The following is a 12,825-nucleotide window of genomic DNA, read 5'->3' on the forward strand; positions in this document are numbered from 1 at the left end:
GGGCGATTTCAGCCCGGGCCTGTTGCGCTCACCCGCCACCGCGGCGCCGAGGTTTCGGCCCCTTGCATCGGAGCGCCCGCCTCGAACCGACCGCGGCGTCCATCCAAGGACCGCCGGCGAGCGCTTCCCGCTCGTCCACCCCTAAAAGCCGCATCGGTCGCCGTACGTGCGCCCTCCCCTGCCTTCAGGTGGGATCAGGATAAGGGTGGTTCGAAGGGGGGAGGACCAGATCGGGTCGAGAAAAATTAGAGCCTTGGAATCACTAGGCTTTGCTCTCCATCCGCCGAGCATCGACGCTCTTCTTCGCCCTCTCCCAGGGGGAGAGGGCGGGGCCCGCCGCGCAGCGGTGGGAGGGTGAGGGCGTAAGACGCCAACCGGCGCGCCGGCAGGGCGTTCGAGCAAAGACGGACAGGGCGTGACCCCTCACCTTCCCACGCTTCGCGCGGGCCCCTCCCTCTCCCCTCCGGGAGAGGGAGGGGAGGCGCCGGTAAAATGAGAACAAAGATAGAACATTCTGCGTCCGCATCTGACGCATCCTTCCTCCAAATTAAAACCATCCGTTGCGTTCCAGACGTCGCGATATAGGCGGCCAACGACGCGGCGGCGCTGCATTTTTAGCGGCTATATTTTTGAAATATTTGGAGAATTTAAATGACCAACTCTGTTTTCGCCGACGATTATCGTCTGCCCGGCGACCCTGACGCCCCCTTCAGCGCCACCAACCCCAGCTCGACGGGCAACCGCGTCTAGGCGGCCTGGCAGGCGCCCGGGAGGTCTTCCCGGGCGCCGATGCGGGGGACCGGAGTTCCCACGGGTTCCGCCAGTCGGCTCGACGAACGGCGGGAACAGGTGGAAAGGCGACTGGCCTGAGGTCATATGGCGAGATGACCCGCGATGAGCCTTTGATCTTCGAGGCCGACCTACCGGCGCCCGAGCACTTCGATAGCTTCCACCCCTTCATCAAAGGGGTGTTCAGTCAGTGGCGTCCGACGCCGTTCCAGATCAACGGACTGACCGTCGTCACCGCGGAACAATGGATGATGTTTTCGAAAGCGCGACTATTCGGCGACGACGGCGCCGCGAATGCGATCCTGGCGACGGACAGTCCGGACGAGCAGAAGCGTCTTGGTCAAAACGTCCAAGGCTTCCGTCAGGAGGCTTGGGGTCGCTGGAAGGTCAGCGTCGTCTATCAGGGCAATCTCGCAAAATTCAGCCAGAACGCGCGCGCCGCCCGCCAGCTCAGGGCAACGGGAGACGCCATGCTCGTTGAGGCTAATCCGCGAGACTGGATCTGGGGCGTGGGCCTGGCGATCGACGATCCTTCCGTACATTCGCCGGCCGAATGGAAGGGCGGCAACCTGCTGGGACGCATCCTGACGAAGGTGCGGTCCGCGCTCGGCTAGCGGCTGGTCTAGATCCGCTCGAGCTCGAAGGCGGCCGCCCCGTTCAGCACCTCGCACACATCCCCGCGACGGACCACGCCACGCCGTCCCTCTGTCGCACGGCCGACATCGAAGCGTGGCCGTTCCGCCCCACCGACGCCTTGCTTGCGCCACGCGCTTTGGCCAAGGTGCGCGACCTCCAACGCTCCACCACTTCAAGGTCGCACATGATCCGCGTTTCGCGCCTGGCGCTCGTTCTCTCGGCCGGGCTCAGCCTCTCCGCCTGCGCGACCTTGTCCCATCTCAAGCCCGGCGGAAGCGACAAGGCCACCGCGTCGGCGCCGGCGTCCAAGACGCCCGCTACGCCCGCTACGCCCGCTACGCCCGCTACGCCCGCCAGGACCCCGGGCGCGCCGACGATCGACCTGGTCAAGCCCGGTCAGTGGCCGCAGGCGGTGTCGGACGTCGCGCCCGATCCGCGCGTGCGGTTCGGCGTGCTGCCCAACGGCCTGCGCTACGCCATCCAGAAGAACGCCACCCCGCCCGGCCAGGCCGCCCTGCGCCTGTGGATCGGCGCCGGCTCGCTGGACGAGACCGACGAGCAGCAGGGCCTGGCCCACTTCCTCGAGCACATGGCCTTCAACGGCAGCAAGAACGTGCCCGAAGGCGAGATGATCAAGATCCTCGAGCGCCACGGCCTGTCGTTCGGGGCCGACACCAACGCCTCGACGAATTTCAGCGAGACCATCTACCAGCTGGACCTGCCCAAGACCGACGACGACACGGTCGACACCTCGCTGATGCTGCTGCGCGAGGCGGCCGGCGAATTGACCATCGCGCCCGACGCCGTCGACCGCGAGCGCGGCGTGGTGCTGTCGGAGGAGCGCACCCGCGACAGCCCCGGCTACCGGGTGTTCGTCAACACCTTCGGCTTCCAGCTGCAGGGCCAGCGGCCGCCCCAGCGCCTGCCGATCGGCAAGACCGAGATCCTGAGGACCGCCCCGGCCCAGCGCATCCGCGACTTCTACCAGGCCTGGTACCGGCCCGAGAACGCCGTGGTGGTGGCCGTGGGCGACTTCGACGTCGACGCCATGGAGGCCAAGATCAAGGCCCGGTTCGGCGACTGGAAGGCCGTCGGCCCGGCCGGCGTCAGGCCCGACCTGGGTCCCGTGGCCAAGCGCGGCCTGACCGCCAAGGTGCTGGTCGAGCCCGGGACCCAGACCTCGGTGCAGATGGCCTGGGCCCTGCCGCCGGACCTGGAGCTGGAAACCCGCGCCAAGGACAAGGAAGAGCTGGTCAAGGCCCTGGGCTTCGCGGTGCTGAACCGCCGCCTGCAGGTGCTGACCCGTTCGGAGGCCCCGCCGTTCATCGTCGCCATGGCCCTGCAGAACGACCAGGAACACGCCGCCGACGTCACCACCCTGGCCGCCACCGTCCAGCCGGGCCACTGGAACGAGGCTCTGACCGCCCTCGAACAGGAGCAGCGCCGCATCGTCCAGTACGGCGTGCGCCAGGACGAGCTGGATCGCGAGATCGCCGGCATGCGCGCCGGCTTCGTGGCCGCCGCGGCGGGCGAGGCCACCCAGCGCACCACGGCCCTGGCCGGCGCCATCGTCGGCACGCTGGACGACCGCGAGGTCGTCACCAGCCCGTCCCAGAACCTGGCGGTGTTCGACGAGGCCACCAAGGGCCTGACCGCCGACAAGGTCTCGGCCCTGCTCAAGGCCCAGTTCTCCGGCTCCGGCCCGCTGATCACCCTCCCGACCCCGACGCCCATCGACGGCGGGGAAAAGGCGGTGACCGACGCCTACGCCACCTCGGCCAAGGTCCCGGTCGCCGCCCCGGCCGCGCCGGGCGTCACCACCTGGCCCTATGCGACCTTCGGGCCGAAGGGACAGGTCGTGGAACAGAAGGACGTCACCGACCTGGACACCGTCTTCGTGCGGTTCGCCAACGGCGTGCGCCTGACGGTCAAGCCGACCAAGTTCCGCGACGACCAGATCCTGGTGAAGGCCAGGGTCGGCCACGGCCTGCTGGACCTGCCGCCCGCCGGCCAGAGCCCGCTGTGGGCCGGCTCGGCCTATATCGAGGGCGGGCTCAAGCAGATCAGCACCCAGGACATGGAGCGGGTGCTGAACGGCAAGGTGTGGAACGCCGGCCTGGGGGTCGAGGACGACGCCTTCAGCCTGTCGGGCCGCACGCGCCCGGAGGACCTGGACACCGAGCTGCAGGTGCTGGCCGCCTACGCCACCGAGGGCGGCTGGCGGCCCGAGGCCTTCAACCGCATCAAGACCTATTACGGCACGATCCACGACCAGCTGGAGAGCACCCCGGGCGGGGTGATGAGCCGCGACCTGGGCGGGCTGCTGCACGGCGGCGACGGCCGCTGGACCTTCCCCAGCCGCCAGCAGATCGCCGGCGCCTCGCTGGAGCAATTGAAGAGCGCGGTGTCCGGCCCGCTGGCCGCCGACTCCATCGAGGTGGTGATCGTCGGCGACATCACCGTCGACAAGGCGGTGGCGGCGGTGGCCCAGACCTTCGGCGCCCTGCCCGCCCGCGCCGAGGTCCCCGCCCCGGCAGGGGCCGAGAAGGCGCCCTTCCCCGCCCCGTCGCCGGTCCCGGTCGTGCGCACCCACAAGGGCCGGGCCGACCAGGGCCAGCTGTTCATGGCCTGGAAGACCGACGACCTGTTTTCCGACCTGCAGCGGGCCCGCAACACCCAGGTCCTGGCCCAGGTGATGCAGCTGCGGTTGACCGACGAGCTGCGCGAGAAGCAGGGGGCGACCTATTCGCCCTCGGCCTCGGCGACGGCCAGCGTGGCGTTCACCGGCTGGGGCTATCTGGCGGTCAGCGTCGAGACCCCGCCCGACAAGATCGACGGGGTGATCGCCACCATCCGCCAGATCGCCGCCGACCTGCGCGACAAGCCGGTCACCGCCGACGAGCTGGATCGGGCCAAGAAGCCGCGCATCGACCAGATCGAGAAGGCCCGCGAGACCAACGAATACTGGCTGGGGGCGCTGTCGGGCGCCCAGGCCGACCCGCGGCTGCTGACCGCCACCCGCTCGGTGCTGGCCGGCCTGCAGCGGGTGACGATCGCCGACGTCCAGAAGGCGGCCCAGACCTTCCTGGGCGACGACAAGTCCTGGACCATGGTGGTCAAGCCGGAGGGGAAGTAGGGATCAACGCCCCTCTTTGATCCGAGGGCTTACCGACAAGCGATCAGGTGAACCTGGTCCCGCCGCGTCTCCGCCTGCGGCGCGGCCAAGGCCCCGTACGCCACTAGGCCCCAGACCGCCAGCACGGCCAACCATTGCGCGGGGGTGATGGAAGAGCGGGGACGCATGCCCTCCGTATCCTCCGGTTGCCCTTCCGCGAATAACGACTTATCAGCGGGCATCTGTGAGGTTTCGTCACATGGTCGCCCGCCCGCTCCCGCCGCTCAACGCCCTGCGCGCCTTCGAGGCGTTCGGCCGGCGCGGCCGGATGACCCTGGCGGCCGACGAGCTGTGCGTCACCCACGGGGCGATCAGCCGCCAGATCCGCCAGCTGGAGGACCATCTGGGCGTCGCCCTGACCGAGGGTCCGCGCACCCGGCTGGTCCTGACCGAGGCGGGACTGAAGCTGGCCCAGGGCCTGACCCGGGCCTTCGACCTGATCGACGACGCCCTGCCGCCGGCGCCCGACGGCCGCGACACGGCCCTGGTCGTCTCGTGCCTGCCGACCTTCGCCATGAAATGGCTGATCCCGCGCCTGCCCGACTTCGTCGTCGCCCATCCCGAGATCCAGGCGCGGATCGTGGAGTCCAACGGATCGTTCGACTTCCGCGCCGACGGGGTCGACCTGGCCATCCGCATGCGCCTGCCCGACGCCCCGCCTTCGCCGGACGCCGACGTCACCCCGTTCCTCAAGCACGCCGTCGGCCCGGTCGCCTCGCCCGGCCTGGCCGCCCAGGTCCGGGACCTGGAAAGCCTGGCCGGCCTGCCCCGGCTGCACACCCGCACCTTCCCGGAGAGCTGGGCCGAGTGGGAGGCGGCGGCCGGCGTCGCCCTGCCGCCGGCGGCGGTGAACCGCGAGTTCGACCACTACTTCTACATGCTGGAGGCCGCCGCCGCCGGCCTGGGCGTGGCCCTCAGCCCCTTCGCCTTCGTGGAGAACGACCTGGCCTCCGGTCGCCTGGTCGCGCCGCTGGGCCTGGTCCCGGGCCAGGCCGAGGTCTGCGCCCTGACGCCCCGGGGCCGGGCCACCCGCGCGGCCCGGCGGTTCCGCGACTGGCTGGTCGCCCAGGGCGCGGCGACGGCCTCGCCGCCCGGTTCTCAACAGCTGGTCGAGCCCGCCGCCGCAAAACCCCTTACACTTTCGCGTCCGGCCCTCTAGTTTCCGCCGATCCCCCGCGCCCCGCGCGCCCCATCGATATCAGGAGCCGTCATGGACGCCGCCACCATCGCCAAGCTCGAAGGCCATCTGAAGCGCACCTTCGGCAACCCGCACATCGCCCTCAAGGCCCGCCCCAAGCAGAAGGACTCCGCCGAGGTCGAGGTGAAGGGCGAATTCATCGGCGTCGTCTTCCAGGACGAGGACGAGGACGGCTCGTTCATGTTCGAGATGGCGATCCTGGCCGAGGATCTGGAAGGCTAATCCCGGCCTCCGACTTGCCCCCACCTGGCGGCTTCGCCGCCTGTCCGCCCCCATAGGGGGCGGAGCCTCCGCCAAGCGCTCTTCCCCCTCTGGGGGAAGACGACCGCGAAGCGGTCCGTAGGGGGCAAGTCACGCCGCGCTAACAACCACCGACCGACGCACCATCAGCGACGCCCCCGCCGCCAGCAGGCCCGCGACGCCGGCGATCACGAAGGCCTCCAGATACTGCCCCGACTGGGCGCGGATCACGCCCGCGCCGATCGCCGCCGTCGCCGCGCCCAGCTGGTGGCCCGCCCCGATCCAGCCGAACACGATCGGCCCGTCGCGGTCGCCGAACGCCTCGGTCGCCAGGCGCACGGTCGGCGGCACCGTCGCGATCCAGTCCAGCCCGTAGAACACCGCGAACACCGACAGGCTCAGCAGCGAGAAGTCCAGGAACGGCAGGCAGATCAGCGAGAGCCCGCGCAGGGCGTAGTACATGAACAGCAGCTTGCGCGGGTCGTAGCGGTCGGTCAGCCAGCCCGAGGCGGTGGTGCCGAACAGGTCGAACAGGCCCATCAGCGCCAGCAGGCCGGCGGCCTTGACCTCGGGCATCCCCCGGTCGCCGCAGAAGGCGATCATGTGCACGCCGATCAGGCCGTTGGTGGTCAGGCCGCAGATGAAGAAGCCGCCGAACAGCAGCCAGAAGGTGCGGGTGCGGCTGGCCCGCGCCAAGGCTCCGAAAGCGCCGGACAGGGCGTTGGCGGCCGAGCCCTTGGGCGGCGGGGTCCAGTCGTCCGGCGCCCCGAACGGGCGCTGGCCGATGGCGTCGGGGCTTTCGGGGATCAACAGCCAGCAGATCGGGGCCATGATCGCGGCGACGGCGGCCACGGTCAGCACCACCGGCCGCCAGCCGCCGTGGTCGGCGATCCAGGCCATGGCCGGCAGGAAGACCAGCGAGCCGGTGGCCGTGGCCGCGGTCAGCAGGCCCAGCATCAGGCCGCGCCGCTGGACGAACCAGCGATTGACGATGGTCGCGCCCAGCACCATGGCCACAGCCCCGCTGCCGACCCCGGCCATCACGCCCCAGGTGGCCACGTACTGCCAGCTCTGGGTCATGAAGGCCGACAGGCCCGTGGAGGCCGCCATCAGCAGCAGAGCCAGGCTGATCGTGCGCCGCACGCCGAACGACTGCATCAGCGCCGCCGCGAACGGCCCGGTCAGGCCGTAGAGGAAGATGCCGACCCCGGCCGCCAGGGAGATCGAGCCGCGATCCCAGTGGAAGGCCTTTTCCAGCGGCAGGATCAGCACGCCCGGCGCAGCCCTGAGGCCAGCGGCCGATAAGAGAGCAAGGAACGTCGCGGCGGCCACGACGAAGGCGTAGCGGTTTCCGAGGGTGCGGCGAAGAATCTGCATGCGATGTAACCGATCGGTACGGGGCTTGTCGCCTTGCATACGTACCGGTAAGTAACATCGTCAAGCGCCATGGCCGAAAACGACGAAAAAATTCCCGAGCACCACCTGCCCTACGGCCCCGGGGCCCGGGCGGCCGAGCGGATCTTCGAGACCGCGCGGGACCTGTTCTATCGCGAGGGCATCCGGGCGGTGGGGGTCGACGAGATCGTCACCCGGGCCGGGGTGACCAAGCCCAGCCTCTATCGCAGCTTCAAGTCCAAGGACGAGCTGGTCGCCGCCGTGCTGCGCGAGGTCGAGGCCGGGTTCTGGGAGCGGTTCGAGTCGGCCGAGACGGCGTTCCCGGACGACCCCAAGGCCCAGATGATCGCCTATTTCGAAGGCCTGGCCGCACGCTCGGGCGGGGCCGACTATCGCGGCTGCGCGCTCAGCAACGCCGTGGTCGAGTATCCGGACCGCGACCACGCCGGCCGGGCCGTGGCCCAGGTCCACAAGCAGGACCTTCGCGCGCGGTTGCGGGCCAAGGCGGCGGAGATGGGCGCGTCCGACCCGAACACGCTGGGCGACGCCATGATGCTGCTGGTCGAGGGGGTGTTCACCTCCAGCCAGATGTTCGACGACGACGACAAGCCGGCCCTGGCCGTGGTTGGCGCGGTCAAGGCGCTGATCGGGGCCTATTGCCCGGGGAATCCTGGATGAACGACCACCCGCTCGACCGCCCCGTCTGGTCCGCCTTCACGACCCGCCAAGCCCATCTGGCCCTGCGCGACGGCGGAGCGCTCCGCGTCCACCCCGATTTCGGCCTGTTCGCCGCGACGGCCGACCACGCGCCCGAGACCCTGACCGCCCTGGTGCGGCTGGTCCACGCCCATCCCGGCGAGGTCGGGGTGGTGGAGCGGTTCGACCTACCGCCGGTCCCGGGTACCCAGGTGACCAAACGCGCGGTCCTCCACCAGATGGTCGCCCAGACCCTGGCCCGGCCCAAGCCCGTGGATTTCGAGATCCAGCCCCTGGGCGACGCCGACTCGCCGCAAATGGTGGCCCTGGCCGCCCTGACCGCGCCCGGACCGTTCTTCTCGCGCACCCACGAGCTGGGCGATTTCGTCGGGGTCAAGGTCGACGGCCGCCTGGTGGCCATGGCCGGCGAGCGCCTGCGGCCCGAAGGCTTCACCGAGGTCAGCGGCGTCTGCGCCCATCCCGACCACCGCGGCAAGGGCTATGCGGCGCGGCTGATGCTGCACGTGGCCGGCAGGATCGCCGAACGCGGCGAGACGCCGTTCCTGCACAGCTACGCCGACAACACCGGGGCCATCGCGCTGTACGAGGCGCTGGGGTTCCGGTTCCGCTGCGAGCAGGTGCTGACGGTGCTGGCGCCCCAATAAGCCGCTCATCCCGGCGAATGCCGGGACCCAGATGGAATGGCGGTGCGGCTGACGCCATGAGCGCTGCGCCTTTTCCATCCACCACACCGCTTTGGGATCTGGGTCCCGGCATTCGCCGGGATGAGCGGTTCAGATTGTTGCTGGTTCGAACCAAAAAGACCCGGAGAGCTTCCGCCCTCCGGGTCCCTTCGAAACGCTCCGGCCTGAACCCTAGGCCTGGATCTTGTTCGCCGACCGCCGGGCCCAGCCGTACAGCACGGCCACCACGACCGCCGCGGCGATCAGGGCGAGGATCATGCCCACGTGCTCGGACGGCGCGAAGGGCACGGCCAGCGGTTCGGGGTTCTTGCTGAAATAGATGATCGCCGCCAAGGCGACGTTGAACAGGCTCTCGCCGACGATGAAGCCCGAGGCGATCAGCACGCCCAGGCGCTTGGCCGCCTCGCCCATCCGGTCCTTGTCGACCATCTTGTCGTAGAGCCAGCCGATCACGGCCCCGACCACGACCGGCGCGGTCACGGCGCTGGGCAGGTAGATGGCCAGGCCCACGCCCAGGGGCGGCAGGCTCAGGCGGCCGTTGCTGGTCCGGCGCAGGATGATGTCGATCAGCACCAGCCCCAGGCCGATCAGGGCGCCATAGCCCAGCAGGGTCCAGTTCAGGTCGCCGCCGATCACGCCCTTGGCCAGGGTCGAGATCAGGGTGGCCTGCGGGGCGTTCAGGGGTTCCGTACCGGCGACGGCGTGCAGGTTGGGCGCGCCGGCGAAGCCATACGAGCCGTTCATCACCTCCAGCACGAAGGGAATGACGATGGCGCCGGCGACGACGCCGATGACCAGGGCCACCTGCTGCTTCCACGGCGTGGCGTCGACCAGCTGGCCGGTCTTCAGGTCCTGCAGGTTGTCGTTGGCCACGACGGCCACGGCCAGGACCATGGTGGTGACATAGAGGGCGTAGGCGACCAGGGCCTTGGCGATGTCGGGGCCAATCACCCCGCGGCCGACGACGCCGACCATCAGCGAGGCGCCCAGCACGGTCAGGATGGCGATACCCGAGACCGGGCTGTTGGACGAGCCGATCAGGCCGGCCATGTAGCCACAGACCGCGGCGGCCAGCAGGCCGGCGACCACGACATAGCCGATGCCGATGGCCACCAGCGGCGCGGCCAGGCTGGTGATCGGGCCGCCGGTCAGGAAGTGGGCCAGGAACCAGCCGGCCGGGGCCAGCAGCAGCAGCGAGACCAGGCCGACGATGCCGATCGGGATATCCTGCTCGGTGCGCGGGATCACCGCGCCGCCGACCTTGCGGGCCTTGCTGGCCTCGAACGCCGAGACCAGGCCCGACCAGATCGGCAGGGCCAGCTTGCCCAGGGTCCAGATGGCGGCGGCGCCGATGACGCCCGCGCCCATGAACCGCACCTCGGTCTTCCAGACGGTCAGGGCGTGCTTGGCGACGTCGACGTCCGGCATCGGGTGCAGGTTGGTCATCACCGGCACCAGTACGCCCCAGGCGATGGCCAAGCCGGCGAACATGGCCACGCCGACCGTGATGCCCATCAGGTGGCCCGCGCCCATCAGGGCCAGCGAGCTGGACGCGCCCAGTCCGGTCGCGCCGGCCCCGGCCTTGAAATAGCCCGCCACTTCGGCGGCGAAGATCTTGGCGGCGGCCAGGGCCGCGAACAGGGCCGAGGCGATGGTGCCCAGCACCACCGCGATCAGGCCGGCCTGGCCCTCGGCGGCGCCGGCCCGCGAACCGGTGCCGACCTTCAGCACCTCGGCGGCGGCGACGCCCTCGGGATAGGGCAGGTCGGAATTGGTCACCAGGGCCCGGCGCAGGGGGATGGTGTACATCACGCCCAGGATCCCGCCGACCAGGCAGGCGCCGAAGGTGGTCAGGAACGGCACGTGGCTCCACCAGCCGATCATCAGCAGGCCCGGCAGCACGAAGATCACCGACGACAGCGTCCCCGCCGCCGAGGCGATGGTCTGGACGATGTTGTTTTCCTGGATTGTCGCGGTCTTGAACGCGCGCAGCAGGGCCATCGAGATGACGGCCGCCGGGATCGAGGTGGCGAAGGTCAGGCCGACCTTCAGGCCCAGATAGACCTGGGCGGCGGTGAAGACGAGGGTGATGAGGATGCCGAGGAGCACCCCTCGGATCGTGAACTCCGAACGGGGAGTCGCGGCGGCGTCGGACGACATGCAGGGTCCCAAAACAGTTAAGGCGGTCGGACCTTGCACGTCCGACCGCCCCAAACTCAAGTCTTGATCCGAATTTCGGCGATTTCCGGGTCGCGGCGACCCTTGAAATCGCCCCTCGCGGGAACGGCTAGAGCACGCCCAGCATCTCCGCGACCAGCGGGTGGCGGACGATGTCGCGGTCGGCCAGGCGGACCACCGCGATGTTCTCGACCGGCTCGAACTTGGCCGACACCTCGGCCAGGCCGGAGATGCCCGGCAGCAGGTCCGACTGGTTCGGGTCGCCCGTCACCACCATGGTCGAGTTCCAGCCCAGGCGGGTCAGCAGCATCTTCAGCTGCATGTAGGTGCAGTTCTGGGCCTCGTCGATCACCACGAAGGCGTTGTTCAGGGTGCGGCCGCGCATGAAGCCGACCGGGGCGATCTCGATGGCGCCCTCGGCCATCAGGGCCCGCATGCGCTTGACCGACAGGCGGTCGCTGAGCGCGTCGTAGAGCGGGCGCAGGTAGGGGGCCAGCTTGTCCTCCATGTCGCCGGGCAGGTAGCCGATCGACTCGCCGGCCTCGACGGCGGGGCGCGACAGCACGATGCGGCCGACCTTGCCGGCCTCCAGGGCCTCCACCGCCTTGGCGATGGCGATGTAGGTCTTGCCGGTGCCGGCCGGCCCCAGCGCCATGATCAGGTTCTTCTCGTCAATCGCCTCCATCAGGCTGGCCTGGCCTGGCGATTTGGGTTTGATCGTTTTGAGGTAACTCTGGTCCCGATCCTCATGCCCCGGATTGCCCAGCGGCGACCAAGCTTGGCGATGCTCCACCGGCAGGCGGCGCACCTTGGCGTCGTCGTCGTACCGGCCGGCGTCGTTCGCGCCTTCGCGCACCATCCGCTTGAGAGCTCGCTTGGTCATGTAAGCCTCCATTCAGGCATGAAAAAAGGACGTGGCCGAATGGCGACGTCCTTGGAGCAGGTGGAGAAGTGAAGAACGGAGACGCGAGCGCGGCCGGGCGGTTCGGAGCTTGCCCCCGAAGGCGGTGATGTACGCCCAAACCCCAAAACCGACACCCAAGGTCTCCGTCACCGGGAGGCCGCGTTCGGCGATCGAGCGCGGCTCGGATACGAGAAGAATGACTCCCGATATGGGAGTGTTCCCCCTCGAATCGCACAAATACAATGGGGCAGGCATGGTTTATGACCCGTTAAGGCCCTGCCTGCTTTTAGAACACGAGGTGTACGGATGACTGTCTATTCCTTGGGCGCCGCAAGTCCTTCGCTGCCCGCAGGCGACGAATATTGGATCGCGCCCAGTGCCTCGGTGATGGGAAACGTCATCCTTCGGAGGAATTCCAGCGTATGGTGGGGCGCAATAGTTCGCGGCGACAATGACCCGATCGAGATCGGCGAGAACAGCAATGTCCAGGACGGCTCAGTACTTCACACCGATGTCGGCAGCCCGCTGACCATCGGGGCCAATGTGACGATCGGCCACATGGTGATGCTTCACGGCTGCACGATCGGCGACGGCTCGCTGGTCGGCATCGGGGCAATCGTGCTCAACGGGGCGAAGATCGGGAGGAACTGCCTGATCGGGGCCGGCGCCCTGATTACCGAGGGCAAGGTGATTCCCGACAACTCGATGGTCATGGGCGCGCCCGGCAAGGTGGTCCGCGAGATCGGCGAAGGCCACGCCCTGATCCTCCAGGCCTCGGCCCTGCACTATGTCGAGAACTGGAAGCGCTATCGGGCCGAACTTTCTCGCCTGGATTGAGCGGTCGCGGCGCTTCGCTTAACGAAATACCGACGGTTTACGACGATCGTCGGGTCGAGGGTGGGGGAATTCT

The 12,825-nt window shown here is 69.1% G+C and carries 10 protein-coding genes; 7 read left to right on the forward strand and 3 right to left on the reverse strand.

Annotated features, from left to right (window positions below):
- Positions 1 to 884 precede the first annotated feature (884 nt).
- The 4 genes from ybiA to AC07NX_RS11355 all read left to right on the forward strand — a co-directional run bounded on the left by ybiA (position 885) and on the right by AC07NX_RS11355 (position 6,020).
- Complete coding sequence (gene ybiA / locus AC07NX_RS11340) at positions 885 to 1,403, forward strand: riboflavin biosynthesis intermediates N-glycosidase (RefSeq protein WP_494641867.1); 519 nt, start codon at positions 885 to 887, stop codon at positions 1,401 to 1,403.
- A gap of 206 nt (positions 1,404 to 1,609) precedes the next feature.
- Positions 1,610 to 4,561 (forward strand): M16 family metallopeptidase, encoded by a 2,952-nt coding sequence (locus tag AC07NX_RS11345; protein WP_494641868.1) that lies wholly within the window; start codon positions 1,610 to 1,612, stop codon positions 4,559 to 4,561.
- Between the two features lie 238 nt (positions 4,562 to 4,799).
- Entirely contained in the window at positions 4,800 to 5,759 is a 960-nt protein-coding gene (locus AC07NX_RS11350; RefSeq protein ID WP_494641869.1) for a LysR substrate-binding domain-containing protein, read from the forward strand.
- Positions 5,760 to 5,810: 51 nt separating this feature from the next.
- Positions 5,811 to 6,020 carry a DUF3126 family protein gene (locus AC07NX_RS11355; RefSeq protein WP_028041048.1) on the forward strand — a complete coding sequence of 70 codons (210 nt, stop codon included), beginning with the start codon at positions 5,811 to 5,813 and terminating at the stop codon, positions 6,018 to 6,020.
- A 129-nt stretch (positions 6,021 to 6,149) separates the two neighbouring features.
- On the opposite strand, the gene AC07NX_RS11360 is transcribed toward AC07NX_RS11355, so the two are convergent.
- Positions 6,150 to 7,415, reverse strand: a complete 1,266-nt coding sequence (locus AC07NX_RS11360; RefSeq protein WP_494641871.1) for an MFS transporter — start codon at positions 7,413 to 7,415, stop codon at positions 6,150 to 6,152.
- Positions 7,416 to 7,484: 69 nt separating this feature from the next.
- On the opposite strand from AC07NX_RS11360, the gene AC07NX_RS11365 reads away from it, so the two are divergent.
- Positions 7,485 to 8,111 carry a TetR/AcrR family transcriptional regulator gene (locus AC07NX_RS11365; RefSeq protein ID WP_494641872.1) on the forward strand — a complete coding sequence of 209 codons (627 nt, stop codon included), beginning with the start codon at positions 7,485 to 7,487 and terminating at the stop codon, positions 8,109 to 8,111.
- Positions 8,108 to 8,794 carry a GNAT family N-acetyltransferase gene (locus AC07NX_RS11370; protein WP_494641873.1) on the forward strand — a complete coding sequence of 229 codons (687 nt, stop codon included), beginning with the start codon at positions 8,108 to 8,110 and terminating at the stop codon, positions 8,792 to 8,794. Before AC07NX_RS11365 ends, AC07NX_RS11370 begins: the two co-directional genes overlap by 4 nt.
- 210 nt (positions 8,795 to 9,004) lie before the next feature.
- On the opposite strand, the gene AC07NX_RS11375 is transcribed toward AC07NX_RS11370, so the two are convergent.
- Together AC07NX_RS11375 and AC07NX_RS11380 are read right to left on the reverse strand one after the other, a co-directional pair.
- The gene (locus tag AC07NX_RS11375; protein ID WP_494641874.1) at positions 9,005 to 10,993 is read right to left on the reverse strand and encodes an OPT family oligopeptide transporter; all 1,989 of its coding nucleotides are present in this window, start codon (positions 10,991 to 10,993) and stop codon (positions 9,005 to 9,007) included.
- A gap of 127 nt (positions 10,994 to 11,120) precedes the next feature.
- A complete protein-coding gene (locus AC07NX_RS11380; RefSeq protein WP_089924606.1) occupies positions 11,121 to 11,906 on the reverse strand; it encodes a PhoH family protein in 786 nt (261 codons plus the stop codon).
- A 315-nt stretch (positions 11,907 to 12,221) separates the two neighbouring features.
- Between AC07NX_RS11380 and AC07NX_RS11385 the strand changes: the two genes are divergently transcribed.
- On the forward strand, positions 12,222 to 12,752 hold the full coding sequence (locus tag AC07NX_RS11385) for a gamma carbonic anhydrase family protein (protein WP_494641876.1): 531 nt from the start codon (positions 12,222 to 12,224) through the stop codon (positions 12,750 to 12,752).
- Positions 12,753 to 12,825 lie beyond the last annotated feature (73 nt).

It is taken from the genome of Caulobacter sp. GW821-FHT09A05 (genome assembly GCF_059418465.1).